At 53.1% G+C, this 26,132-nt stretch carries 25 protein-coding genes; 22 read left to right on the forward strand and 3 right to left on the reverse strand.

Annotation, left to right across the window (positions count from 1 at the left end; genetic code table 11):
- Positions 1–387 precede the first annotated feature (387 nt).
- From BLT35_RS01970 to BLT35_RS02060, 19 genes are all read left to right on the forward strand, one after another.
- A complete protein-coding gene (locus tag BLT35_RS01970) occupies positions 388–2,673 on the forward strand; it encodes a DEAD/DEAH box helicase (protein WP_074726879.1) in 2,286 nt (761 codons plus the stop codon).
- The gene (locus BLT35_RS01975) at positions 2,670–4,094 is read left to right on the forward strand and encodes a ribonuclease H-like domain-containing protein (protein ID WP_074726880.1); all 1,425 of its coding nucleotides are present in this window, start codon (positions 2,670–2,672) and stop codon (positions 4,092–4,094) included. Before BLT35_RS01970 ends, BLT35_RS01975 begins: the two co-directional genes overlap by 4 nt.
- Positions 4,095–4,158: 64 nt before the next feature.
- Positions 4,159–4,968, forward strand: coding sequence for an Fpg/Nei family DNA glycosylase (locus tag BLT35_RS01980; RefSeq protein ID WP_062408726.1), 810 nt, complete (start codon positions 4,159–4,161; stop codon positions 4,966–4,968).
- A 12-nt stretch (positions 4,969–4,980) separates the two neighbouring features.
- The gene (locus BLT35_RS01985) at positions 4,981–5,826 is read left to right on the forward strand and encodes a deoxyribonuclease IV (protein ID WP_054818226.1); all 846 of its coding nucleotides are present in this window, start codon (positions 4,981–4,983) and stop codon (positions 5,824–5,826) included.
- Positions 5,823–6,164 (forward strand): cyclic-phosphate processing receiver domain-containing protein, encoded by a 342-nt coding sequence (locus BLT35_RS01990; protein ID WP_074726881.1) that lies wholly within the window; start codon positions 5,823–5,825, stop codon positions 6,162–6,164. Before BLT35_RS01985 ends, BLT35_RS01990 begins: the two co-directional genes overlap by 4 nt.
- A 13-nt stretch (positions 6,165–6,177) precedes the next feature.
- Positions 6,178–6,951, forward strand: coding sequence for an ABC transporter ATP-binding protein (locus BLT35_RS01995; RefSeq protein WP_074726946.1), 774 nt, complete (start codon positions 6,178–6,180; stop codon positions 6,949–6,951).
- Complete coding sequence (locus tag BLT35_RS02000; protein WP_074726882.1) at positions 6,948–7,979, forward strand: SAM-dependent methyltransferase; 1,032 nt, start codon at positions 6,948–6,950, stop codon at positions 7,977–7,979. Before BLT35_RS01995 ends, BLT35_RS02000 begins: the two co-directional genes overlap by 4 nt.
- Positions 7,980–8,335: 356 nt before the next feature.
- Positions 8,336–9,529 carry a P-loop NTPase family protein gene (locus BLT35_RS02005; RefSeq protein ID WP_062408723.1) on the forward strand — a complete coding sequence of 398 codons (1,194 nt, stop codon included), beginning with the start codon at positions 8,336–8,338 and terminating at the stop codon, positions 9,527–9,529.
- The gene (locus tag BLT35_RS02010; RefSeq protein WP_074726883.1) at positions 9,450–10,670 is read left to right on the forward strand and encodes a TadA family conjugal transfer-associated ATPase; all 1,221 of its coding nucleotides are present in this window, start codon (positions 9,450–9,452) and stop codon (positions 10,668–10,670) included. The genes BLT35_RS02005 and BLT35_RS02010 overlap by 80 nt, the downstream gene beginning before the upstream one ends.
- A 7-nt stretch (positions 10,671–10,677) precedes the next feature.
- A complete protein-coding gene (locus tag BLT35_RS02015) occupies positions 10,678–11,532 on the forward strand; it encodes a type II secretion system F family protein (protein WP_074726884.1) in 855 nt (284 codons plus the stop codon).
- 6 nt (positions 11,533–11,538) lie between these two features.
- Positions 11,539–12,411 carry a type II secretion system F family protein gene (locus BLT35_RS02020; RefSeq protein ID WP_254777497.1) on the forward strand — a complete coding sequence of 291 codons (873 nt, stop codon included), beginning with the start codon at positions 11,539–11,541 and terminating at the stop codon, positions 12,409–12,411.
- Positions 12,412–12,453: 42 nt separating this feature from the next.
- Positions 12,454–12,687 (forward strand): Flp1 family type IVb pilin, encoded by a 234-nt coding sequence (locus tag BLT35_RS02025; RefSeq protein ID WP_054818232.1) that lies wholly within the window; start codon positions 12,454–12,456, stop codon positions 12,685–12,687.
- 8 nt (positions 12,688–12,695) lie between these two features.
- On the forward strand, positions 12,696–13,706 hold the full coding sequence (locus tag BLT35_RS02030) for a TadE/TadG family type IV pilus assembly protein (RefSeq protein WP_074726885.1): 1,011 nt from the start codon (positions 12,696–12,698) through the stop codon (positions 13,704–13,706).
- Entirely contained in the window at positions 13,699–16,017 is a 2,319-nt protein-coding gene (locus tag BLT35_RS02035; RefSeq protein ID WP_254777498.1) for a hypothetical protein, read from the forward strand. Before BLT35_RS02030 ends, BLT35_RS02035 begins: the two co-directional genes overlap by 8 nt.
- 23 nt (positions 16,018–16,040) lie before the next feature.
- Positions 16,041–16,694 carry a TadE/TadG family type IV pilus assembly protein gene (locus tag BLT35_RS02040; protein WP_074726948.1) on the forward strand — a complete coding sequence of 218 codons (654 nt, stop codon included), beginning with the start codon at positions 16,041–16,043 and terminating at the stop codon, positions 16,692–16,694.
- Positions 16,691–17,200 carry an A24 family peptidase gene (locus BLT35_RS02045; protein ID WP_235594297.1) on the forward strand — a complete coding sequence of 170 codons (510 nt, stop codon included), beginning with the start codon at positions 16,691–16,693 and terminating at the stop codon, positions 17,198–17,200. The genes BLT35_RS02040 and BLT35_RS02045 overlap by 4 nt, the downstream gene beginning before the upstream one ends.
- Positions 17,201–17,215: 15 nt before the next feature.
- A complete protein-coding gene (locus BLT35_RS02050; protein WP_054818236.1) occupies positions 17,216–18,724 on the forward strand; it encodes a DUF6382 domain-containing protein in 1,509 nt (502 codons plus the stop codon).
- 3 nt (positions 18,725–18,727) lie between these two features.
- The gene (locus BLT35_RS02055; RefSeq protein WP_074726886.1) at positions 18,728–19,639 is read left to right on the forward strand and encodes a PP2C family protein-serine/threonine phosphatase; all 912 of its coding nucleotides are present in this window, start codon (positions 18,728–18,730) and stop codon (positions 19,637–19,639) included.
- A gap of 199 nt (positions 19,640–19,838) precedes the next feature.
- Positions 19,839–20,129: a Dabb family protein gene (locus BLT35_RS02060; protein ID WP_054818238.1), complete on the forward strand. Its 291-nt coding sequence runs from the start codon at positions 19,839–19,841 to the stop codon at positions 20,127–20,129.
- Between the two features lie 18 nt (positions 20,130–20,147).
- Here the strand turns inward: BLT35_RS02060 and BLT35_RS02065 are convergent, their stop codons facing one another.
- Both BLT35_RS02065 and BLT35_RS02070 read right to left on the reverse strand, forming a co-directional pair.
- Entirely contained in the window at positions 20,148–20,579 is a 432-nt protein-coding gene (locus BLT35_RS02065; protein WP_054818239.1) for a DUF2269 family protein, read from the reverse strand.
- A 123-nt stretch (positions 20,580–20,702) separates the two neighbouring features.
- A complete protein-coding gene (locus BLT35_RS02070; RefSeq protein ID WP_062408716.1) occupies positions 20,703–21,035 on the reverse strand; it encodes an ASCH domain-containing protein in 333 nt (110 codons plus the stop codon).
- A 124-nt stretch (positions 21,036–21,159) separates the two neighbouring features.
- Between BLT35_RS02070 and BLT35_RS02075 the strand changes: the two genes are divergently transcribed.
- The 3 genes from BLT35_RS02075 to BLT35_RS02085 all read left to right on the forward strand — a co-directional run bounded on the left by BLT35_RS02075 (position 21,160) and on the right by BLT35_RS02085 (position 25,850).
- Entirely contained in the window at positions 21,160–22,194 is a 1,035-nt protein-coding gene (locus BLT35_RS02075; protein WP_062410934.1) for a M42 family metallopeptidase, read from the forward strand.
- Complete coding sequence (locus tag BLT35_RS02080) at positions 22,191–24,110, forward strand: ABC-F family ATP-binding cassette domain-containing protein (protein ID WP_074726887.1); 1,920 nt, start codon at positions 22,191–22,193, stop codon at positions 24,108–24,110. Before BLT35_RS02075 ends, BLT35_RS02080 begins: the two co-directional genes overlap by 4 nt.
- A 126-nt stretch (positions 24,111–24,236) precedes the next feature.
- Positions 24,237–25,850 carry an ABC-F family ATP-binding cassette domain-containing protein gene (locus BLT35_RS02085; RefSeq protein WP_062408714.1) on the forward strand — a complete coding sequence of 538 codons (1,614 nt, stop codon included), beginning with the start codon at positions 24,237–24,239 and terminating at the stop codon, positions 25,848–25,850.
- A 79-nt stretch (positions 25,851–25,929) separates the two neighbouring features.
- Here BLT35_RS02085 and BLT35_RS27445 read toward each other — a convergent pair whose 3' ends face one another.
- Positions 25,930–26,127 carry a hypothetical protein gene (locus BLT35_RS27445; protein WP_074726888.1) on the reverse strand — a complete coding sequence of 66 codons (198 nt, stop codon included), beginning with the start codon at positions 26,125–26,127 and terminating at the stop codon, positions 25,930–25,932.
- Positions 26,128–26,132 lie beyond the last annotated feature (5 nt).

Genomic DNA, 26,132 nt, shown 5'->3' on the forward strand with positions numbered 1-26,132 from the left:
CTAATTGCCCGGGAAAGCGCAGGAAGTGACACAATCCTGCGCGGCCATGGGTGCCGGCAAGGGTAATATTCAACATCTTTCGCGTTTAAGTAAAAAAGACCTGAGCCGAAACCCATCGGCTCGGGTTATATTTTTATTTCAGGGAAAAATAGGCCGTGCGGCAAGGATCACGATAAAGACTGCCATAGGGTGACGTCTGGGCTAATCCTTTCAAAAATCTTATCATATAAATATTTTATGATGTTAAATATTATTAAGGCTGTGAAATCCGCCGGCATATGTCATTGCTAAAAGGTCTTTTGGCAGATCAAATGCAAAAAGGAATTGTAATACGAACATGTATTCTATATAATGGTAGTAACGCTGCCGTCAAAAGGAGTCGAAAAGATGAACCCATTGACCGGAAAGGTTGCTTCCATAAATGAATTGATAGATTTGATCAAGGCGACGCCTGAGCTGATGTCTCAGGTGACGCACTGGCATACGATTCCGCCTCGGGAAGGGCGGTACGAGCCGTTCCCTGACGAGTTAAATCCGCTTCTGCGAGAAGCGCTTGAGACAAGAGGAATCGAAAAGCTGTATACACACCAAGCCTACTCCTTCCGTGAAGTGAGCGCCGGACGGAACGTCGTTACGGTGACGCCTACGGCATCCGGGAAGACGCTTTGCTACAACCTTCCTGTGCTGCAGGAAATATTGAAGGATGAGAGCGCGCGGGCGCTCTATTTGTTTCCGACCAAAGCGCTGGCCCAGGACCAGGTTGCCGAGCTGCAGGAGCTTGCGAATGTTATGGGAGCGGATATTAAGACGCACACGTACGATGGGGATACGCCGCCCGCCGTGCGCCAGGCGATCCGCAACGCCGGACATATCGTAGTGACGAATCCGGATATGCTCCATTCCGCAATACTTCCTCACCATACCAAATGGGTGAAGCTGTTTGAAAATATCCGATTTATCGTGATTGACGAAGTTCACTCCTACCGGGGAGTATTCGGCAGCCATGTCGCCAATGTCATCCGGAGATTGAAGCGAATCTGCCGTTTTTATGGCTCCAATCCGCAGTTTATCTGTGCTTCCGCAACGGTCGATAACCCGAAGGAGCATGCGGAACGCCTGATTGGCGAACCAGTGGCGCTGGTGGATGACAATGGGGCGCCATCGGGAGAAAAGCACTTTGTGTTTTATAACCCGCCCGTCGTCAACGAGCAGCTGGGCATCCGCAAGAGCAGCGTGCTGGAGACGCGAAAGCTTGCCGGCCTGCTGCTGAAGCAGGGTATTCAGACGATTGTGTTTGCGCGCAGCCGCGTGCGGGTGGAGATCCTTCTTACATATCTGCAGGAGCTTGTCGCCCACGAGTTGGGCGCCAAATCGATACGCGGCTACCGCGGCGGCTATTTGCCCAAGCTGAGGCGCGAGATCGAGCGGGGGCTGCGCAGCGGGGAAATCCGCGGTGTTGTGAGCACGAACGCGCTCGAGCTCGGCATCGATATCGGGCAGCTTCAGGCGTGCGTATTAAACGGATATCCGGGAACGATCGCCAGCACATGGCAGCAGTCGGGCCGCGCCGGCCGCAGACAGGAGAGCTCGATTACGTTTCTTGTGGCGAGCAGCAATCCGCTGGATCAATACATGATCCAAAACCCCCAGTATTTCTTTGAACGCCCGCCGGAGCAGGCGCGGATCAGTCCGGACAACCTTATCATCCTGGTGGATCATGTGAAGTGCGCCGCATATGAGCTTCCCTTCGAGGAGAATGAGAAGTTCGGGGACGAATCGCTTAAGGACATTTTGGAGTTTTTGACGGAGGAGCGGATACTGCACCGGGTAAAGAACCGTTGGCATTGGATGGAGCAGTCGTTTCCGGCGCACGATATCAGCTTGCGCTCCGCCGCGCAGGAAAATTTTATTATCATCGATATGACCAACGGTGCGCGTGTTCTCGGCGAGGTAGACAGGTTCAGCGCGCCAACGCTGATCCATGAAGAAGCGATCTATATTCACGAGGGCGTGCAGTTTCAAGTGGAGAAGCTGGATTATGAAGAGAAGAAAGCGTATGTCCGCGAAGTGAACGTCGATTACTTTACGGACGCCAATCTGGCGGTTCAGTTGAAGGTGCTGCACGTTCATCGGGAAGCGGCCGAGAGGGGACTGCTGAGGCAGTATGGAGAAGTGACGGTAAACGCAAAAGCGACGATTTTCAAAAAAATCAAGCTGGGGACTCATGAAAACATTGGATCTGGACCGATTCATCTGCCTGAGGAAGAACTGCACACCAGCTCCTACTGGTTCACATTTGATGAAGAAGCGGCTTCCGGGATGACGGCGAACGATATGCAGTTTGCGCTTCTCGGGCTGTCCAACGTCCTGGTGCATATCGCTCCGCTGTATTTGATGTGCGACCCGCAGGATATCCGCGTCGTCCCGCAGGTAAAAGCCGTGCATAACAAGCAGCCGACGATCTTCTTCTATGATCGGTATCCGGGCGGTGTAGGTCTCAGTGAACGGCTCTACGAAGTGCATGGTAAGCTGCTTGCCGAAGCGCAGCGGCTTATTTCTTCATGCGGCTGCCTTAGCGGCTGCCCGGCTTGTGTCGGTCCGATCGAGGAAGTGGGGATGACCGGGAAGCAGCTGTCGCTTGGCTTGCTGCGTCGACTGGAGGGAGCGGGATGAGCTCGCTCAGGGAAAGGCTGTTGCGGCATAAGCGGCCTGAGGAGACGGCCGTGCCGGTCACTCCAAGCGAAAATCCTTCTACGGACGAGTGGAGTGCGGTTGGCGCGGTCATGGAACAAAGCGAATGGGGCGATTTCGTGCTGCGCCGGAATACCTATGAGGCCGAATACCGGCACGGCGGGAGCCGGCTGGGAGATTTGGCAAACAGCGGGGATGAGCTTTGGCGTTTGCTGGCTGCCAAAGAACCGGGGACCGGTTCTGCCGAAACGTCGGGCATGCCGCACGAACGCCTTCTTTTCATGGATACGGAAACGACCGGTCTGGGCCATGGCGCCGGCAATGTCCCTTTCATGATCGGGATCGGGTTCTATGAAGGGGACCGTTTCACGGTCGAGCAAATGCTGATCCGGCATCCCGGGGAAGAAGCGGCCATGCTTGGTTACCTTCAAAACAAGCTGAAAAGCCGTCCGGTGCTTATTTCTTATAACGGCAAATCGTTTGACTGGCCCATCGTCAAGAACCGGTACATTATGAACCGGATGCCGCTGCAGGCGGAGCCCGCAGGGCATATCGATTTTTTGTATCCGTCCCGAAGCTTATGGAAGCATACGCTGCCGTCCTGCCGATTAGGCCATATCGAGGAGGAGCGGCTGGGCGTGTACCGGGACAACGATGTCCCGGGATCGCTGGCGCCGGCGCTTTATTTTAAATATTTGGCAGAGCGGGACCCTGAGATTTTAAAGGGCGTATTTGTTCACAACGAGCTGGACGTTCTATCGTTGGCCGGGTTGGCCGTGCATTTTGCCGCCTTGCTGAGCGGAAAGCTGGATTGGATGCATGCCCGTGAATTCGGCAGGGAAGAGTGGTTCCGGCTCGGGCTGTGGCTGGATAAAATCGGGATGAGGGCGCAGGCCGACGAGGCTTTGAGCGCGTTAGCGGAGGAACTTCTATCAGACATTGCCCAAAGAGAAACAGGCGAAGTGGATGCTTGCCTGCTGCCTCTGGCTCAATTTTTCAAGCGGCGGCGTATGCTGTCTGAGGCATGCCTGCTTTGGAAGCATTATATCGCCTGCAAGGGCGGAAGCCGAACCGCATCCTTGGAGCCTTATATAGAGCTGTCTATGTATTACGAACATAAAGCCAAGGAGTGGAAGCCGGCTTTGGAGTACGCTCAGCTGGCACTCGATCTCGTATGGCGCCAAGGCGCGCTAAAGCGCAGCGGAAACCGGACGGGAGCCGTGAGACGGGAAGCTGGGTCGAAGGAGGCGGGGAACGAAGCGGCAGAACTGGAAAAAAGGATTGAACGGCTGAAAAGAAAGTCGGCTTCATCCACCACTTCCGTTTGGTCTCCTTCCGTGACGAAGCCATCAAGAAAACGGCAGCCCGCCCCCGGATTCGAGCAGTTGTCGATGCCTCTTTAAGGTATAATTTCCCTTCCTCTTGGAAATCTAGTGAAAGATCGAAAAGTTGAGGAAGGTGAAGTCGTTGCCGGAGCTGCCTGAAATGGAAAATTACCGCATCCTGCTGAACGGACGAATCGCAGGACGGACGATTACCGGCACGGAGATTGGACGCGAAAAGTCGATCAACGTATCTCCGCTGCGGTTTGAACGCGAACTGACAGGCCAAGCGGTCCGGACGGTGGATCGCAGAGCCAAGCATCTGCTGTTTCCTTTGACCTCAGGCAAAGTCCTGGTGCTCCATTTGATGCTGGGGGGCATGATATTTTATGGCACGATGGAAGAAGCGCCTGAGCGAACCGTTCAGGTGCGGATCGATTTTGGAGACCGGCATTTGTTTTGCATAGGACTCCGCCTGGGATATTTGCATCTTTATGAGGCCGAGGAAGCTTCCGCCCTTATGGAAAAGCTCGGGCCGGAACCGCTCGATCCCGGCTTTACCGCGGAGAGGTTTGAAGAACGGCTGCGAGTGAAGAGAGGCACACTCAAAAGCAATCTGGCGGATCAAAGCTTGTTGGCGGGTATCGGAAACTGCTACAGTGATGAAATTTGCTTTCATGCCGGACTGCTGCCTTCAAGACGTCCGTTCGATTTAACCTCTCTGGAGTTTGGCCGGCTGTACCGGTCCATGAGAGAAGTGCTGATCGAGGCGACGCATTATGGCGGGTATATGGAAATGCCGCTTTTTACGGGAGATACGTTAACTGGAGGCTTCGACAGCCGATGCCGCGTATATGACCGTGAGGGGGAGCCGTGCGTACGCTGCGGACGTCCTATCGTGAGGCAGGATGTCTCCTCGAAGAAATCCTTTTGCTGCCTGGGCTGCCAGCGGTAAGGGGGAGAGGACATGAGGTTCGGCTGCCATATCAGTATTCGGAAGGGTTACCTGGAAGCGGCCAGGACGGCGGTCCTGTTGGGCGCGCAGTCATTTCAATATTTCCCCAAAAACCCGCGCAGCCTGATGGTGAAGGCATACAATCGCAGTGACGCGGAGAGCTGCGAGCGGTACTGCCGCGAGCATGGCATTCTCACCATCGCTCATACGCCCTATCCAACCAACCTTGCAGTAGACGAGGGCGAGCTGCGGCAGGCGACGATCGCTTCTCTTCGCAACGATCTCGAAATTGCGGATGCATGCGGTTCGGTAGGCGTCGTTGTTCATTTTGGCAAATACAAAGGCAAGGACCCGTTACAAGGCTATAAAAATATTATAGAATGTATTAATGAGGTGCTTGCGGGATATCCGGGTCGCGCCTTGCTGCTGATCGAGAATCAAGCGGGGGAAGGTTCGTTGATGGGGACAACCCTGGAAGAGCTTGTACAGATTCGGGGATTATGCCGGAGGCCCGAACTGATCGGTTTTTGCTTCGATACGTGCCATGCCTTTGCCTCCAAATTGTTCCCGGCGCTCCCGGCGGGTTGGCCGGAGTGGGAACGACATGCCGAGGCCGTTGGCTATTTGCCGCATCTTCGCGCCATCCATCTGAACGATTCCGTATATGCGCGCGGCGCATGCAAAGACAGGCATGCCATGATCGGCAAAGGCCAAATGGGTGAAGCGCTTTTTCTTCCGCTGCTGCGTTCCCAACGCCTCAAGAGCATGAATCTTCCGGTTGTCCTGGAAACGCCTTTGATGCGAGGGACGACGCATGCCGGGGAAATCCGTTATGTCAAGGAGCTGAGCGAAGGGTGATTCATGTTTATTTGGACGATTATCGGACTTGTCCGAAGGGATTCCTGCATGCACGCAGTGCGGAAGAATGCCTTCTTCTGTTGCAGGAATGCGAGGTGGATGTGCTTTCGCTCGATTACGACCTTGGATGGGGCAAGCCTAACGGGATGGATGTCGTCAGAGGCATCGTTGCTTCAAACCGTTACCCGAAACGCATTTATTTACACACATCCAGCGATTCGGGAAGGCAACATATGTTTCAAGCTTTATATGCGAACAAGCCCGAGCATGTCCTTGTGGTGAATGGCCCCATGCCGCATGCGCTGCTTGAGGAGATTGCCCAAAACGTCAAAGAATAGGTTGTGGTCACTGGTGTCACAGGTCTTATCGTTACAGCAAATTCATTTTATCCGGGAAGACAGGTATATTTTATCGGGAGTTCAGCTGGAGATCCAAGCCGGAGAGCATTGGGTCATTCTCGGAAGGAACGGTTCGGGAAAAACGACGCTGCTGGAGATGATGAACGGATATGAATTTCCGAGCAGAGGCAAAGTACAGGTTCTCGGAAATACATATGGACAATGCGACGTGCGCGAGGTACGGAAACAAATCGGGTACATCAGCCAATCGCTTTATGAAAAGCTGAACCCTGCAGATTCCGTTTGGGAGGTGGTCGCCACCGGAGAATTCGGATTCCTGCGGTTCTATGAGGAAATACCTGTGCAGGCCAAAGAAAAGGCGCTCCACATGCTGAGTGACGTCAAGCTGCGCCACCTTGCGGATCAACCGCTGGGTACGCTTTCGCAGGGAGAGCGCAAAAAAGTGATGCTAGCCAGATCGCTGATGACACGGCCATCGATCCTCATTATGGATGAGCCTTGTTCCGGGCTTGATCTTTTTGAGCGTGAAAGGCTGCTGGAAAACATCAATGAGCTTGGTGAGCAGCAGATGACGGTCATTTACGTGACGCACCATATTGAGGAAATTGTTCCGATGTTCACTCATGTGGCGCTGATTGAGCAAGGGCAGCTGATTGCTTCCGGCTTAAAGCGAGAGGTGCTTACGGAAGACAATTTATATAAGGCGTTTCAGGTTCCGATCCGCATCGATTGGTCCGGGGACCGGCCCTGGATTCGGGTACTATGATGAACGCAGGCGTTTTTATCGGAACTGCCAACAGGGGATTTGCTCAGCAGGCGCAGGAAGAGCTGCGTCGGCTGCTGGGATCGGTAAAGTCCGAATGGATCGTTCCCGGGGAAGTCTTTCTGTTCGCAGCCGAAACGGATAGGGAAGAAGCGATTCGCAGGATCACGGGCAATGAACCGGTTTTTTTAAGGCATATGCAGCCTGTTGACGCACGAACGTCATGGAACGGTTCCATGGACTCGCTCATGGGCTTTGTTGTCGAACGGCTGTCTGCATCTCCTCCGTACACCGGCAGTAAGATTGCGGTGCAGGTCCGCAAAACGGAGGATGCCGCACCGGACATTTCCTCTTCCGTTGTCAAGACCGCAGTGGATGAGAGGCTTTCATCTGATTATACCGCGGAGCCCGTGGTCAAAGGAGCGGACTTCATTTTGTCGCTCTTTTTGACAAAAGATACCGTTTATTACGGCATGTCGCGTCCGGAAGAGAACTTATCGGATTGGTCCGGCGGAGCCGTTCGCTTCCGCAGGGAAGATGGGCAGGTATCCCGGGCCAAATTCAAGCTGCTGGAAGCGGAGCAGGCGTTTGGCCTTGATTTTACGCAGTACCGGTCCGCGCTTGATATCGGGGCGGCGCCGGGCGGGTGGACTTCCTTGCTGCTGGAGCTGGGGCTGAAGGTGACGGCGGTAGATCCGGCCAAGCTGGATGCCGGGCTTTTGAGTCATCCGAACCTTACGTATCATGCCAAAAAAGCGGATGAAGTGGTGTTTGCGGCAGACGCCTTCGATCTGCTGGTTTGCGATATGAGCTGGAGTCACCGGCAGATGGCCAAGCTGGTCCGCGGGTTGCTTTACGCTTTGAAGACGGGCGGAACGGCCATTATTACCGTGAAGCTGATGAACAAAAAAGCATTTCAATCGATCCGCGAGGTCATTCAAGATCTGTCTCCCGAGCTGGAGCTGCAAAAAGCGAAGCAGCTTTTTCATAACCGCGAAGAGCTTACCTTGTTTTTGGTGAAAACCCGCTGATGGTTCGCGGGATATTAGATTGATGATATATCAAATTCATTATTTAAGCGGAAGCACCGCTGTTTCAAGGTTCGAGGGAACCTTGGCGGCGTGTGCTTTTTTGAATTTCAGCTTAGCAGCCGACGGTCGGGGAGGGAATTGGGAGACGTGAGGATGAGCCCATTTCATAAACATGGCCAATAGCGATATTTTATCTCAATTTCCTCTTGCATTTTCCAAATATTAGGGATATAATACGATTAATTTCATGATATCAAGCGGAAGCACCGCTGTTTCAAGGTTGATGGGAACCTTGGCGGCGTGTGCTTTTTTTGTTGCCTTTTTTCGGCGCTAAACAGGAAAGGGAGTGATGCTGCTTGGCAAAAATGCTGCTGGTGCTGCTCGATGACGACGCGTATTTTGCCGATATGCTGTCGGCCTATATTCGTTCCTCGGAATATGCGGAACGCTTCAGCCTACGCGTATTTACCGCTGCGGAAGAGGGCTTTCGCTTTGTGGAAGAAACCAGAGAGCCGTTTATTATGATGGTCCATGAATCCTGGATGCCTTTGCCGGATTCGGCTTATCGCGTCAAAACGGGATGCATCGTCCTGATCAGCGATTCAATGAGAGCGGGCGGGCTGCTTGAATATCCGGTGCTGTTTAAATTTCAGCCGCTGAATCATCTGCTGTCGGGGGTTGCCGTTCATTATAACGAATATCGCAAGGACGCTCCGCTGCGCGGCAGAAGGGGCGCAAGGACCTTAGCGGTATACTCCGCTGTCGGCGGGAGCGGGAAGACCGTTACGGCTGTCCATCTGGCCCGTCAACTCGCCTTCCATGGGGAGAAGGTATTGTGCTTACCGCTGGAACGGCTTCCGTCCAAAGCCTGGTTTGCGGAAGATCGCGACGGGGAGTCGGAGACTTTCTCGCAGATGCTATATTATGCCAAAACGAATCCGGACATCCTCGCAGCCAAAATGGAGCAGTTAAAGCGCAGGCATCCGGAGTTGAAGTTCGACTATGTACCGCCATCATCACACCCTAAAGAAATGGTAGAGATGGAAAGCGCCGATCTGCAGCGCATTCTGCAAGGGGCGGCGGCATCGGGTATATACGACTGGATCATTCTGGATTTGGATTCCTTCCCCAGTCCGGTCACGCTCAAGGGCTTGCAAGAAGCGGATCATATTTTTTGGCTGGTGCTTGACGACTGCATTCATTTGCAAAAGACGGCGGAGCTTTTTGCAAGCTGGAAGGGGGAGGACAATCATAAGGATATGCTCTCGATAGATAAAATCGCCTTTTGGCTCAATAAAAGTACCGGACATGCGCTCAATGATTTTTCAAAGTACGGAATAACCCTTCAGGGAGAGCTTCCTTATGTGCCGGAGTGGAAAGCGGTGGCTCATGTAGAGCGGATGGTTTCAGCCGCCTTCACAGCTTCTATGGTCCAGGAATTATTGCGCGAGAAAGGAGAAGCCGGGCCGGATGAACGCAGCGGAAAGGAAACAGAAATTACTCAAAAAAATTCAAGAGAGCATGGATTACGGAAACACATTATCGGATGAGCAGTTGGTTGAAACGATCGAACAGCATGTGTTTGCGGATTCAAAAGAATCGTTTCTGACCGCTGGGCAGAAACGGCAGCTCGTTTCGGAGCTGTTTTACTCTTTTCGGGGCTTGGATGTGCTGCAGCCGCTGGTGGATGACAGAACCATATCGGAAATTATGGTCAATTCCCATGATCAAATCTTTATTGAAAAAGACGGGCAAGTGATCGCGACGGATATCCGTTTCGACAGCCGTGAGAAGCTGGAGGATACCATCCAGGCGATCGTCGGCCGGGTGAACCGGTTAGTGAACGAATCGAGCCCGATGGTAGATGCCCGGCTGCGGGACGGCTCCCGCGTCAATATTGTGCTTCCGCCGATTGCGCTTCAGGGCCCGGCCATGACAATCCGCAAATTTCCGGAGCGTCCGATGACGATCCGGGATTTAACCGCACGACAAGCGGTATCCCAGGAAGCTGCCGAGGACTTAATCCGGCTCGTGAAGGCTAAATATAACCTGTTTATCGGCGGCGGGACCGGGTCGGGAAAGACCACATTTTTGAATGCGCTGGCGCAGTTTATCCCGGCGGACGAACGGATCATCACCATTGAGGATTCGGCGGAGCTGCAGATTCTCGGTATACCGAATTTGGTCAGACTGGAAACGCGCAATGCCAATACGGACGGAAAAGGAGAGATTACTATCCGCGATTTGATCCGTACATCGCTGCGGATGAGGCCCAATCGCATCATTGTCGGAGAGGTGCGGGGAGCGGAGGCGCTGGATATGCTGTCGGCGATGAACACCGGTCATGATGGGAGCTTGTCTACCGGTCACGCCAACTCGGTCAAGGACATGCTCAGCAGGCTGGAGACGATGGTGCTTAGCGGGGCGAGCTTGCCCGTGGGCGTGGTACGAAAGCAAATCTCCTCGGCGATTGATGTGATGGTGCATTTGCAGAGGCTGCGGGACCGTTCCCGGCGGGTGACCGAAATCAGTGAAGTGGTGGGAATGGATGATGGGGAGGTGATGCTGAATCCATTGTATCTGTTCGAGGAAACAGGAGAAACGCCGGAGGGGATGGTGCTGGGTGAACTCAAGCCGACGGGAAATCCGCTGATGCGAACATGGAAGCTTCGGATGGCAGGCTTGGGTTAAAAAAAAGATGAGCTTCAGAAAAGGAGAATCGATGGCCATGTTCAAGGCAACGCCAGGGCGTCCCAAGCTTCAAGTGCCGATTCCTTTTGTTCGGGGGCATCGGCCCCCGGCGAATTCAACACTTCAAGATTATGACGAATACGTTATGAGTCCAGGTCAGATAACGATCGCCGCCTTATGGGGGGCTGCGGTGATGGCAGCCATTGCTTACATTTTCTATAAGCATCCGGTCGCAGCCGCATTATTCGGAGCTGTCGGTCTGGGCTATCCGTCGATTCGCCGAAAGCAGTTGATCGTCAAAAGAAAAGCGCAGTTAAAGCTGCAGTTCAAACAAATGCTGTCGGCGCTCGCATCGGCATTAAGCGCAGGCCGGTCGGTGGAATCGGCATTGATGGAAGCGTTAAGCGACTTAAGGCTGCTTTATCCCGATTCCAAAGCCATGATCATCCAAGAGCTGGAGATCATGCAAAGGCGCATGGAAAACGGGGAAACGGTTGAAAGCTGCTTAACAGGGTTTAGCGGACGGGCTCATATTGAGGAAATCGACAGGTTTGCGGAAGTGTTCGTCACCTGTAAAAGAACCGGAGGAAGCTTGGTTCAAGTCGTTCGCCGCACATCCGTATTGATTCAGGAAAAGCTGGATATCGAACAGGATATTCAAGTCATGCTGGCACAAAAAAAATTCGAATCCAAAGTACTCTCCGTTGCTCCAGTAGCTATTATCGCAACGCTGGCCTGGACGACTCCGGATTACATGGAGCCGCTCTACCAGGGTGGAGGACTGCTGATCATGAGCTGTGCGCTCGCGGTGCTTTTTGGCTGTTATGTGCTGGCGCAAAAAATAATGGACATAAAGGTGTGAGTTGAGGTGTGGATAGCTGTCCTGTTTGTGCTGGAGCTGACCGCTGCTTTCGCTGCGTTATATATGGCCCGTCCGCAGTACAGTTCGTGGGTGCATGGGCATCGGGGGACGAAACCGTTGGATGCGCTCAGCCGAATCTTGCCCGCAGGTCTTTGGGTCATGGACCGGACAAGACTGGCCGACCGGTTAACCGAGCCGCTCGGGCAAGTGCATTTGATCATGATTCAATTGCACGGAGCCAAAAAGGCATTGATCGAAACCAAACGGTTTGCAGCTCAGGCCATCGTGTATTCCTATGGTGCGCTGTGCTTGAGTACACTCCTGGGATGGGCCGCAGGCGGCCAAGCCGAAATGCTTCTGTACGGTTTGCTGTTGGCCGCTTTTATTCCATTTGTAATGTACAAGCAAATTTCAAATCAATGTCAGAAGCGAAAGCGGCAGATGCTGATCGAACTGCCCGAGGTGCTCAACCGTATCTTGCTGCTGGTCAGTGCCGGTGAAACGGTGCCTCAAGCCTTAATCCGTTCGGTGGAAGGCAAGGAACACAGGGGAAGTCCACTGCTGACGGAACTTGCGGCGGCCGTCCAAGCTTTGAAAATGAACGGTTCTTTTTCCAAGGTGATGGAAGAGTTCAGCAAACGCTGCGCCATGCAGGAAACCTCCCTGTTTACGACTGCGCTGCTTATGAATCACAAGAGGGGCGGCGATGAACTTGTGATGTCGCTTCAAGAGCTGTCCATCACTTTATGGGATAAGCGGAAAGCGCTGGCCCGTACGCTGGGAGAGGAGGGTTCGTCGAAACTGGTATTTCCGATGGTGTTGATTTTCTTTGTCGTCATGGTCATTGTGGCGGCTCCGGCCATGCTGATGATGAACTGATAAATAACAAAACGTGTATAGACGAGAAGAGGAGGGTGAAGGATGAACAATTGGCCGATAGGTTGGAAACCATTGTGGGAAGAGGAGGACGGTCTCGGCACACTGGAAATTTTGTTGATTGTCGCCGTATTGATTATCATTGCGATTGCGTTTCGGAAGTGGATTATTGAATGGATCGATGGTTTATTTAAATCAGCAAACCAAGAAATTATCGATAACCAAAACAATTATGAATCGGATAAAGTCAGAATCAATCCTCCTGCTTCACAAAATTAGGTGCTCTGATGATGAAACGAATCCATCGCTTTCTCAGGGACCCGGCAGGTCAAATCATGTTGGAGGCGTCGCTTGCGCTGCCGGCCGTTTTCCTGGCCACGGTGCTGCTCTTATTTCTGGCGCTCTTTAGCTATCACCAGGCTTCGCTGCAGTATACGACAGCCATGGCATCCGAACGTGCGGCCTATATTTGGGATAACAGCAAAAAGGATCCGCTCACAGGCGCGGTGAAGGCGGGAGACAACGACGGTTTGTATTGGCGGCTTACGAACGATAACGTTTCTCATATGTTCAGTTTTTTGCTGCCGATGCCGTCGGCATCCGTCAAACTTCCTCTGACTCCAAACAACGCTTCCGCAGATAGCGGACCACAAGCGAAACTGGTAAGAGCAGCGAGTACCATTGCAGCTGATGAAGCTCAGGGAGAGCTGGGGTACGAAAATTTTGGCGTGCTGCGTTTTGTCCGGGCGGCGCTTCATAAGCCAATGCACCTTCCGGACTTTGCGCAAAGGCTGTGGGGCAGGGCTAACGTCAGCGGAGCCTCTAAATCCTATGTGGTCGATCCGGCGGAGACGATCCGCCTAACCGATCTGACACGAACGTTTATTGGAGAAATTCAAGGCAGAATCAAGCCTAAAGATGCGCTCGCGGCGATGGTTGAACCTAAAACCTCCGTTAAGGAAAAGCCCCTGATCGATAATGAAAAGAAGGCAGCTCAATATTTGCGTCTGCTCGTCAGCGGCACAGAAAAGGAGATAGAGGTTAATCCGGGAACCATGCGAAAGATTGACGCGTTGGATGCCGGAGGGGTGGCCCATCAAGCCTACTATACCTTTAATGAAAAAAATTTACGCGAGGTTCAAATGGTCAAAGATGCCGAGCTGCTCAAGAAAGGGACGGAAGTGAAGGGGGTCGTCTGGCATTTTTTTAAGCCATCCAAACAAGACAAGGTAAAATTATCGCCTGGCTTGCTGCGTGAACTGGAGCGAAACGGGATCGTCGTGGTCATTCATGAATAAAACGAATCGGGAGGTGGGTGAACTGAGAAGCCGGAACCGACTTTGGAAGGAGCAGAGCGGTGCCGTCTCGATCTATTTGATTGCGGTCCTTGTTCCCATATTTTTATTGTGCGGGCTGTTGATCGATGTGATGAGGTGGAAAAGCGCGGATAAAGAAGCGGAGAATGCGGTAAAGGCCGGAGTCCGCTCTACGCTCTCCGCATATTCCAAATCGCTGCAGACTTACGGGCTTTATTCGCTTCATTCCGGAGGCGATGGGGCAAACCGGATCTTTGAACGGACCGTTGCCGGCAATGTGTCCGAGGCAGCAGAGCCGGATCGCTTTCGGTTTATCGATCAGCGGTATGAAGCGGGTTCCGCCCGGATCACACCCATGTATGCTCTCTCCAACCACGGCATATTTAAACAGCAAATACTGGAGGAGATGAAATACCGGGCTCCGATGATATATGGGCTGGAGCTGGCCGACAAGTTCAAGAAAACCGGGGTGGCCGCCGGATTGGGCCAAGCCTCCCGATTCGGTGAGCATGCCGCTAGGGTGGAGAAGCTGTTGGAGGAACGGGACCTGCGTCTGGACGAGGCTTGGGAGGCCTTTCTCGATATCCGTCAAAAGGCGACGGAGATGCATCCGTTCTATCAAACGCACTTGCGTGATTTGAACGAACTCAGCGGGCGTATCGGAATTCATACGATCGAGAATGTCCGGTCTACGCTCCAAAACGCCAAAGCCCAGGTGGAGACCATTCAAGAGCAGATCCGAAGCTTGAATGCATCGATCGCTGCAATGGTCTCGGCCGGAGCTGTGACTGCCGAGGCTTTAGCCCAGCTGAATCAAGCCCGTGTGAATCTTGAGCGGCAATTGGATGAGGCCGTGCAAAAGGTCATGGAGTACGAACAGCTTCTGCAAGATCTTATCCGATATGCAGAAGTACTCGCTATGCTGAAACTGAAATCCACGGCAGATATGAAAGCATTAAGCTCATTGCATGAAGCTTACGGCCAAGCGATGAGTCTGGCCAAGAAGGCAAACGACGAGCTCAACGCCGAAATCTCCCGGCTTGCTTCTTCTCAAGCGGAGGACAGCGGTGCATTGGAAGCCGAAAAGGTCTTTGGACACGTGCATCTTGTCGACCGGCAGGATTTGGACGAACAGGAAGCCGGCGTTAGCGCCTCGGTCTCCAAATTTTACGGAGTTCATGCCCAAATCCAGGACGGGTTGATGTTCACGCAGCAAAAATATGCCGCCACCATGTCTTCTCTGGATGGTTTCCGTCAGAAGGCGGATGAAGTATTTTCCAGATACAATCCGGGGCATGAGGAGCGTCAACGGATAAGCGGCGCAAACCGGACGGCCAAGCGGGAACAGCGGTCAAAAACACAAGCTGTGCTGGATCAGATTCAGCGAGGCCTTGGAAGCTGCAGTCTGATCAGCGGAACGGATCCATATGAAGGATATTACAAGGAGCTGCAAGGAAATCCGGCCGAGCGCGAAAGATCGGGGTATGTTCAATCCTATTTGGAATGGAATCAAGCCGCGAACGCGGCCGCACCGGTTCCCGACGTCAATCTGCGAACACCCGATGAAGCCGGTTTGTCGGCTTTAAGGCTTGTCACTGAGCTTGAGCAGGCCCTTATGGAGATCAGGGATGACTTTTATATCAACGAATTTGCGGTAAGCAAATTCAGTTATCGTACATTAGGGCTTGAAAAAGATGCCTTCGGTCAAGTCAAAGCCTCCAAAGAGCTTTCGGCTCCTCAACAGCATCCGCTCACAAACCAGGAGGTGGAATACTTGCTTTATGGGGCGGGGTCATGCGCCGGTAATTATTCCATGGCATACGCGGAGATGTTTGCGTTCCGGCTGGCGGTTGGCGTACTGGAATCGCTTCTCGAACCGCAGAGCAAAGTATTAACCGCGGGCTCGCCGCTGCTGGTTTTGCTCGCAGCCATTGCAGAAGGAGCGCAGCAGGCGCAGCAGGACATGGCTAGGCTGATCCAGGGCGAACAGCTTCCCGTTTCCAGCAAACTCGGGAACCTTTTGACGATGGGATATAAAGATTATTTGCGTGTGTTTCTGCTTCTGCACAGCCGGGAAGAGACGCTGTTATCCCGTATGCAGGGACTTTTGCAGTTGAATACGGGCCTCGATTTGCGGGAAGCTTCGACCTATGTCACGGGCACGGCTTCGACCTCGTTTCAGCTTTGGTTTCTTCCGCGGGTAATGAAAGCGATAGGGAAATCGGAGTTTTCCGGCTGCGTCATCGAAGGGAACAGGTGCCGAATCACCAAGACGGCGGATTATACATATTAGGGGGGCGGAAGAGCTTGCGTATTATGAAAGAGCAGCAGGGAAGCATTGTGCTGGAAGCGGCGTTGACGCTGCCTTTCTTTATCGCCTTTGTTACGCTGCTCACTGCTTTCATACGGCTGTCTCTTACGGAGATGGCATTGCAGTCGGCCGTTTCGGAATCGGCTAAGGTCGTTGCTGCGAATATGTATCCAGTAGAACAATTGTACAGAGAAGCGAAATCCCGGTGGTCAAACAGCCGTGCGAGCGTATGGCTCGGCCATGCTGCGGCCCAGGCGGATGCGGCAAGACAGAAGGTGTTGGATGCCGAACAATTTGTGGAGCAATACGGGCGATGGATTCCGGAGCCGCTTGTCCGCTTGGCTCAATGGGAGAAAGAGCGGAGGGAGCAGCTTGAGGCATTAGGGGGCTCTGCTGCGGCGGAAGCCAAGCAGGAGCTCGAGCGTCGGCTGGCGGAAGCGGCAACGCCTATCATTGCATCATTGGCCGCGACGGACCGGCTGGAGAGGGAGAAGCTGCTGGTTACGAGGCTTTCGTTTCCCGATTTCGATCACCATGAGGAGGTCTATGTCACCATTGAGGCACAGTATGAATACACGTTTGCCGTTCCGTTTTTCAAGAAAACGATCATGCTGCGAAAAAAAGCGCTGGAGCGTGCATGGGTGGGAGGGGAATCATGATGGCGCTGTGGCTTTCGGGCTTGTTGCTTTCCATTGCTTTTGTAACGGACATTACGAAGCATAAAATTCCGAATTGGCTTACGGTTTCCGGAACCGGGGCGGGGGTGGTTTGCCATGCCGCTGCCGACGGTTGGAACGGTTTGTGGTTCGCTGGTCTTGGATTTCTATGCGGCTTTGTTCCGATGCTGGCCTTATATGCGATACGTGCAGTAGCTGCCGGTGATGTAAAGCTGTTTGCCGCATTGGGATCGCTTGTTGGCGCGACCCTTGTATTGTATGCTATGGCAGCTTCCCTTCTGGCGGCCGGATGTATCGCCGTAGTAATTTTGTTATGGCGCAGCGACGGAGTTCAAAGGCTGAAAGATACGGCTGTGTCACTGCTCCGCATCGTCATTTTCCGCGATCTGCACCCGTCTGAATGGGCAGGGGATCCGGGAAGCCGTCTGCGCTTTCCTTTTATGTGGGCTGTAGCGCCGGGGGCGGCGTACACCCTTATTTTAGGCTGAGAGGAGGACAACGGAGTGGATCAGCAGCTTTATGGTCTGCAAGTGAATTACGTAAGCGAGCATGGGCATTATATGGTTCTCACTTTTCCTCATGGAGAGCAGGAAGAGCTATCCTCCTTTCAGGTCAATATGCTCTCGGCCAACCGGATTCCCAGACTGCTTGAGCTGCAGGTAGAAGCGAAGGATGGCCAAATACGGCTTCACTACAACATCACTGGCAAGAGAATGCTTGCCTATTGGCTCCGCATGGAGCAGTTGACGCTTCGCAGTTATTATAGTTTGCTGCTAAGGATCGTTGAAATCCTCGATGACAGTAAAGTTTATATGCTGCAGCCCGGACGATATGTGCTTAAGGAAGAGTACATCTACTGCGGCAGCGGATTGCAGGACCTGTATTTGACTTACGTGCCCAAAAACAATTTGACAGGCAAACATCCGGTGTCCTCGGATATTCAGCAGTTGGCTTCCCGTTGGATCCACCGCGTTACCGAGCTTCATGGCAACGGCTTTCAGGAACTGATGCGCTATTTGCAGGAGGATTCCTTCAACTTGCCCGAGCTGAAGCAGCTGCTGCACAACCAGTTGAACCTTCTTGAGGAAACTCCCGCAGCAGTTCCGTCCGGGATTCCATCGTCCTTGGAGCTGCCGGAGAAACCGTCTGCCGTTGATCGAAAAATAATGGAAAAGCCGCAGGAGCGCCGAGAATTCGATGATATGCAGCACGCGCAGGCCGTTTCGCCAATCTTGTCGACAGATGAGGTATACGAAGCCCGAGGCAGGGAAGAGAACCGGCACAAGAAGAAGCAGCTCTGGATCGTACTCTTGACTGTGCTGATGTGGGGATTGATTTGGAAGCTTTATGCCGATCAGCCCCAAGAACTTATGCTGTATGTCTGTGCCGGACTGACTGTGCTGTTCGGTGCGGCCGCCCTTGTCTTCCTGCGCCGGATTCGTCATGCTGCAGGCACCGAAGCTGAGGATGAGCCGTCTGTAGAAGATTGGGCTCCTGATTACGGGGATGCCGGAGGCGACGGCGGATTTTTCTCGAGAATCGGCCTTGCGGAACCGGTGCAGCGGAAGGAGCCGTTAAAAGAGGAGATCCAACCGGTGGAACCGTTTCCTTCCTTAACCCCTGCGCCTGATCTGGCGATGCGAACGATGCTGCTCAGTCCTCCCGACGCCACCGTATTCCTTGGAAGGCCTGCCCGAAAGGAAAAGCGCGCTGCGCCTTTCCTGGAATTCTTCAGGGATGGCGTTCGGCAGCAGGCTTGCATTCAAAAGCCCGGCTTCGTTATAGGACGCGCTGCTGATGAAGCGGATTTGATCCATGCCGAAGAGGGGGTGTCCCGTCTTCATGCGGAAATCTTACAGGATCAGGAAGGATATGGAATTCGCGACCTGGGTTCGCTCAACGGTACGACCCTGAATGGGGAAGCTCTGGTACCATACCAGGTGCAGCCTTTGAAAGAAGGTGATATAGTAAAGATCGTAACGACCGAATTTACGTTTAAAATGGGGTCTTGACGGGTGAAAAAAACGATTGCCGTGCATTGGCGGTACGGAGCGGCCACGCACTCCGGGTGGTTTCGCACATGGAATGAAGACCGCTCGCTGCTCCGGATGGGGACGAGCCGGGAAGGAAAGCCTTATGCCGCCGCAGCCATTGCCGACGGGATGGGAGGGACGGCCGACGGCGGTTGGGCCAGCGAGCTTGCCGTACAAAGGGTAAAAGCATGGCTCGACAATCGCTTGCCCCAGCTTGTTTCGGCAGACGCTTTAACGGCGTTGGCGCAGGAGGGCGAAGCGCTTTTTCGTTCTATAAACAGGGAAATTCGTGATGCGGCGATCCAAAGAAACGATGCGCTCGGCACAACGCTCACGCTGCTCCTTCTTGTTGAACCTGTATATACCATTGTCCATGTGGGAGACTGCCGGATTTACCGCTTAAAGCCGAACGGCCAATGCGGCCGGTTGACCCGTGACCATTCATGGGCTGCCGAGCAGGTGCGCAGGGGACGGATGTCCGCGAAGCGCGCCCGCACGCATCCGAAGCGCCATGTCCTGCTGCAGTCGCTTGGCATGCGTAAGGATCCCGATATTTACATACGTTCCGGCTTGTATTCGGCTCATACGTTGTTTCTCGTAACAAGCGACGGATTTCATAATCTTTATTCCGATCCATCCGTTGCTTCCATGCTTCGCAAGCTGCGGCAAAGTGGAATGGACGCTCAGGAGATGTGCGATGAGCTGCTCTCCAGGGCTTTGAGTAAGAAATCGGAGGACAACATCAGTCTGCTGCTGCTGGAGCCGTCAGGAACGGCGCCTGTTTCTGTCAGGAGACGTGTGAACGTCCATTTTCAGCTAAGCATTCTTTTCCTGAAAAGAATGCTTGGCGTATTTTCTGTTATTCTCCGCAATTGGAAGTCAGGATTTCAGTAGATTACGGGACACTTTCAATGTTATAATGAATTCTTGATAAAGAAATTTTCTTTTATAGGCAGTAAAATCCAATGGCTGACGAATTGCGCCGCTAACTTCGGAAAAATTCTGCAAATGGCAGATTATCCATATACAGCAGCATATCGACGCTATGAGATGCAGCAAAAAAAGATATGGGATATAAAGGGGAGAGAATGAGATGATAACCCATGTAGTGATGTTTAAGCTGAAAGACCGGAGCCCGGAGTCCGTAAAGGCGACTTACGATGTGCTCAAAAATATGGAGGGGAAAATTCCGGTGCTTCGCCATATTGAAGTGGGTACCGACGTGCTTCATCTGGAACGTTCCTATGACATCGTGCTGATTACGAAGTTCGATTCGCTTGAAGACCTGCAGGTGTACGACAATCACCCGGTCCATCTTGAGGTGAAAGCGCACATGAAGCAAGTGCTCGACGGAACCAGCATTTGCGTCGATTTCGAGAGCTGATTCCGGTATGAGCAGCGGTTACCAAAGCTGAGGCTTCATCACCATCAGCCACAACATCAGGAAAAGAACGAATAAATAGATGTACAGCGCCCGTCCCAGCTTTCGGACCAGGGCGATGCGGTCATGAACCGGTTCGCGCAGCTTGCGGATGGTTGGAGAAAAGGCGCGCGCCAGGAAGAACAGCGAGGCGAACAGTACGATAAACGTGCCTGCGATCCATGACGTGGTCCAAGGCCAGTCGCCCAGCCACATAAGGAGCAGCCCGGAACCGACGAGGACATGTCCGGCATGCTTGGTCAGGCGAACGGTGAATTGGAACGAATCCAGATAGGAATCCGTCACGGCTCCCTCGGAGCTTTTCAGCTTCCGGAGCATAGGAATAAGCACGATGTAAGGTCCGATCGACACCATCGCGCTAAGGGAATGAATGAATACAAGCCAAGGATACATGAAATAAGGCCTCCATCGTTAGGGAGTACAAAAACAGTGTAGCAGGCGCCTGTTGACGGGCGGGGTGCGGAGAGACCGCACCTTGGGTTGCCGTCGAAAAGGCGGCTACACTGTTTTTGCATATCATACCGCGCGGAACTCGTGAACCCACACCTTCATGTGAGGCAGCCAAGGCATTCCGGCATGCATGGACAATATGTAATTTTTGTATGCTTCCACATTAGGGTATCCTTCGGTTTGAACGGCTTCGTCCGTTAACTCGCCCAAGGACTGCTGGTATACTTTCGTGATTTCGAATTTACGGCCTTTCAGCTCCATGATCTCGCCGACATCGGCGTAGCGTCCGTTTCGGCGAGTCGCCGTTTTTTCGCCGCTTAGCACCTTTTCTACGTCGTTTTCCTTGGTCACCAGTTGGTCGATGCTGCAAGTTTTGGGCGGCAATGCTGTTTCTGACATGTAAAATTAAACCTCCTTCATTGTGTCCAAACGTAGCTTACACGAAAATGAAAATAGAAGCAAGAAAGGGGCGAAGACCTTGAAATGGAACGTCAATCAAGACTATGTGCTTCAGGTGCTGGACATGCTGCTCAAAACGCCGAGTCCAAGCGGCTTCTGCGGGGAGATCATGGACAAGCTTGCCCGGGAAGCCGATAAACTTGGGTATGCGATGGACTTTACCCCCAAAGGCTGCGGCATTATCGAGGTGCAGGGACGCCGTGAGGACCCGGTCATCGGCCTGTCCGGGCACGTCGATACGCTCGGTGCCATGGTGCGATCGATCAAAGGGAACGGCGCTCTGCGTTTGACCTTGATCGGAGGATACATGATGGGGGCCATTGAGAATGAATACTGCCGGGTGCATACCCGTGACGGAAGGACCTACGATGGTACGATCCTGACCCATAAGCCGTCGGTTCACGTCTTTTCGGATGCCCGTGACCTGAAACGGGAAGAAGCCGTCATGGAAGTGCGTCTGGATGAACCTGTAAGCAGTGCGGACGAGGTAAAGGCGCTCGGCATCGCCCCCGGTGACTTTATTTCATTTGATCCGAGAACGCAGTTTAAAACCAACGGATTTATTAAATCGAGGCATCTCGACGATAAAGCGGGGGTGGCTGCGCTGTTCGGGCTGCTTGAGCTCATCAGGCGGGAGTCGGTCGTACCTGCACGCAAGCTGAAGATATTGATCAGCACCTATGAGGAAGTCGGACACGGGGCGGCCTGGATTCCGCAGGATATCGAAGAAATGATTGCCGTCGATATGGGGGCCATCGGCGACGACCTGACCTGTACGGAGTTCGATGTGTCGATCTGCGCCAAGGATTCCTCCGGTCCATACGATTACGCGATGACCACCAGACTGATCGAGTTGGCAAAACGCGATGGACTGAAGCATGCCGTAGACATCTATCCGCATTACGGATCGGACGCTTCCGCAGCGCTTCGAGCTGGCGGCAACATTCGGGCGGCGCTGATCGGACCGGGGGTGCACGCCTCCCACGCGATGGAACGGACGCACGTCGAAGCGATCGTACAGACAACGGCCCTGCTCGCCGCATACGTGACGGAGCCCGCAGAACCGTATTCTATTGCGAAGGAGCGAGGAGCCTCGTGAACATATTGACGGTTGAACATTTATCCAAAAGCTATGGTGAAAAAGTACTTTTTGACGATATGACATTCCAGATCAATGAAAAGGAGCGGATCGGTCTTGTCGGCGTGAACGGCACCGGCAAGTCAACGCTGCTCAAGGTGATGGCCGGACTGGAACCATTGGAGCAGGGCAAGCTGATTCATGCCAATCATTTCCATGTCGAGTATCTGCCGCAAAATCCTTCATTCGATCCGGATTCTACGGTGCTCGAACAAGTGTTTTTCGGTGACACTCCGATCATGCAGGCGCTCCGGGAATATGAACGGGCGCTTGCCGAGCTGCAGCTGGCTCCGGAGGATGAAAAGCGGCAGGCCAAGCTGTTTGCCGCGCAGCAGCGAATGGATGCCACAGGAGCATGGGATGCGTCTACAACGGCGAAGACCGTGCTGACCAAGCTCGGTATCCGCGACTTCGGCCAAAAGGTCGGTACGCTTTCCGGAGGACAGCGCAAGCGCGTGGCAATGGCGCGAGTGCTCATCCAACCGGCGGATTTACTTATTCTGGATGAGCCCACCAACCATATCGACCACGAAACGGTGGAATGGCTGGAGGATTTCCTGGCAAAATGGAAGGGAGCATTGCTGCTGGTTACGCATGACAGATATTTTCTGGATCGCGTGACGAACCGGATCTTTGAGCTCGACCGGGGCAAGCTTTACAGCTATGAAGGCAATTATGCATCGTTCCTGGAGAAGAAAGCGGACCGGCTTGAGCGGGAAGCGGCGGAAGAGGATAAGCGTCAAAATCTGCTGCGCCGCGAGTTGGCCTGGCTGCGCCGGGGAGCGAAGGCCAGAACGACGAAGCAAAAGGCGCGTGTGGATCGCGTTATCGAGCTGCGCGACCGCAAAACGGACGGACCGGCGGCGAACCTGGATATTTCGCTCGGCGCAAGCCGTCTCGGCAAAAAAATAATGGAGCTGGAGAACGTCACCAAATCAATCGGAAGCCGGACATTAATCAGGGATTTCAGCTATATCGTGCTTCCGGAAGACCGTATCGGCATTATCGGACCGAATGGCAGCGGGAAGTCGACGTTCTTGAATATGCTGGCCGGGCGTCTGAAACCTGATGAGGGCGCCATCGTCACAGGGACGACGGTGAAGCTGGCGTATTATACGCAGGAGAGCGTGGAAATGGATGAGAAGCAGCGCGCCATCGACTACATCAAGGAGGCGGCGGAGGTCGTACGCACGGCAAGCGGCGACACGGTGACCGCAGCGCAGATGCTTGAGCGCTTCCTGTTTACCCCTGCTCAGCAATGGACGCCGATCGGGAAGCTGTCGGGCGGAGAAAAGCGCAGGCTCTACCTGCTTCGCACATTGATGGGAGAGCCGAACGTGCTGCTGCTGGACGAACCGACCAATGATCTCGATATTCAGACGCTTACGATTCTTGAGGAGTACCTGGAGGATTTTCCCGGTGTTGTCATCACCGTATCCCATGACCGGTATTTTCTGGACCGGACGGCCGATCACTTGTTTGTGTTCGAAGGGGAAGGACGGGTTACCAGGTTTTACGGAAACTACACGGAGTACATGGAGTCCGTCCGGCTGACGAAGCAAGCTGAAGCGGAGAAACGGGAATCGAAGCCGGCCGAGGCTTCTGAAGCTGCCGCCAATGATAAGCGCGAGCCGAACCGTCCCCGGAAGCTTTCTTACAAGGAACAGAAAGAATGGGACGAAATCGAAGGCATTATCGCCGGGCTGGAGGAGCGTTTGGCGTACGTTAGACAGGAAATTGAAAAGGCCGGGAGCGATTACGGCAAGGTGCAGGAGCTGTACCGCGAGGAGCAGGAGCTTACCGTCAAGCTGGAGCAGACCATGGACCGCTGGGCGGAGCTGTCCGAGCTTGTAGAAACGATTGCACGGAACAAATAGACCGAAGCGTAAAAAAACTTACACGTATTGGGAACCGTATGCAACTTGTGCTATAATATAAATTTGGAAGCTGTCATCTTTTTTAAGGGATACTTCAGTCTATTTGGAAAGTAGGTTTTTTATCATATGATTACCGTTACGAACGTCACCTTGAGATACGGAAAACGAGCTTTATTCGAGGATGTCAACATCAAATTTACACCGGGAAACTGCTATGGCTTAATCGGCGCTAACGGTGCCGGTAAATCGACCTTTTTAAAAATTTTGTCCGGCGAGCTGGAGCCGAATAAAGGCGAAGTAAGCATTACTCCGGGCGAACGGCTGGCCGTGCTGAAGCAGAACCATTTTGAATATGAAGAAGTGGAAGTGCTCAAAACCGTCATTATGGGCCATGCGCGGTTGTTTCAGATTATGGAGGAAAAGGACGCTTTGTACGCCAAGCCCGATTTTTCCGAGGAGGACGGGATGCGCGCCGCGGAGCTGGAAGGCGAGTTTCAGGATCTGGACGGCTGGCAAGCGGAATCCGATGCGGCCGAGCTTTTGATCGGGCTCGGTATTCCCAAAGATCTGCATGATCTGAAAATGAAAGAGCTGGACGGCAATCAGAAAGTACGTGTTTTGCTGGCTCAAGCCCTGTTCGGAAATCCGAACATCCTGCTGCTTGACGAGCCGACGAACCATTTGGATATCGAATCCATCAATTGGCTGGAGAATTTCCTGGCCAAATTCGAAGGGACGGTCATTGTTGTATCCCATGACCGCCATTTTTTGAATCAGGTATGTACGCATATTGCCGACATCGATTTCGGTAAAATCCAGCTTTATGTCGGTAACTACGATTTCTGGTACGAATCGAGTCAGCTTGCCTTGAAGCTTGTCAGAGAGCAGAACAAGAAGACGGAAGAGAAGCGCAAGGAGCTGGAGGAGTTCATTCGTCGTTTTAGCGCAAACGCGTCCAAATCGAAGCAGGCGACCTCCCGTAAGAAAATGCTTGAGAAGCTGCAGCTCGAGGATATTAAACCGTCCACAAGGAAGTACCCGTTCATCAAATTCACGCCGGAGCGTGAAGCGGGCAAGCAACTGCTTACCGTTGATCGGATCAATAAAACGATCGACGGGCAGCAGGTGTTGAACAATATCAGCTTTACGGTCAATAAAGGCGATAAGATCGCTTTCGTTGGACCGAACGGCATTGCCAAGACCACGCTCTTCCAAATTCTGATGGGCGAAATTGAAGCGGATTCGGGCGAATTCAGCTGGGGCATAACGACTTCACAAGCGTATTTCCCGAAAGACAACTCCGCTTATTTCGATACGGACTTGAACCTGGTCGATTGGCTGCGCCAATACTCCAAGGAGCAGGATGAATCGTACATCCGCGGGTTCCTTGGACGCATGCTGTTCTCCGGCGAAGAAGCATTGAAGAAGGCGAGCGTGCTGTCCGGGGGCGAGAAGGTGCGCTGCATGCTTTCCAAAATGATGATGAGCGGCGGCAATGTGCTGATTCTGGATGAGCCGACAAACCACTTGGATCTGGAATCTATCACGGCGCTCAACAACGGATTAATCGACTTCGACGGAACGATTCTTTTCGTTTCTCATGACCATCAATTCGTGCAAACCATTGCCAACCGGATTATCGAAATTACTCCGAACGGTTTGATCGACAAGAGCATCACATATGATGAATACTTGGAGAATGAAGAGATCAAGAAGCAGCGTGAAGCGCTGTACGCATAACGGAAACAGGAAAAAGGATGAGCTGCCGCCGATCAAGCGGTGCTCATCCTTCTTTCCCATACGGCTGCGGAGCGCAAGACTAGCTCCCGCCGGTACGGCGCCTTTGGTTGTTTGGCTTTTTATTGTTCTGGCTGCGCATGACCGCATCGCTGCCTGCCCGCTGCTGGGCGTTTGCCCTGGCTTCGTGCTGCCCTTGTTTTTTCTGCGCGAGCTTGTTTTTAATGGCATCAGCCAAGCTGATCTTGCGCGGCTCGTTTATGTTCGTGGAGTCTGACATCTTTC

Origin of the sequence: Paenibacillus naphthalenovorans, assembly GCF_900099895.1 — a bacterium.
Lineage (GTDB): Bacteria > Bacillota > Bacilli > Paenibacillales > NBRC-103111 > Paenibacillus_G > Paenibacillus_G naphthalenovorans.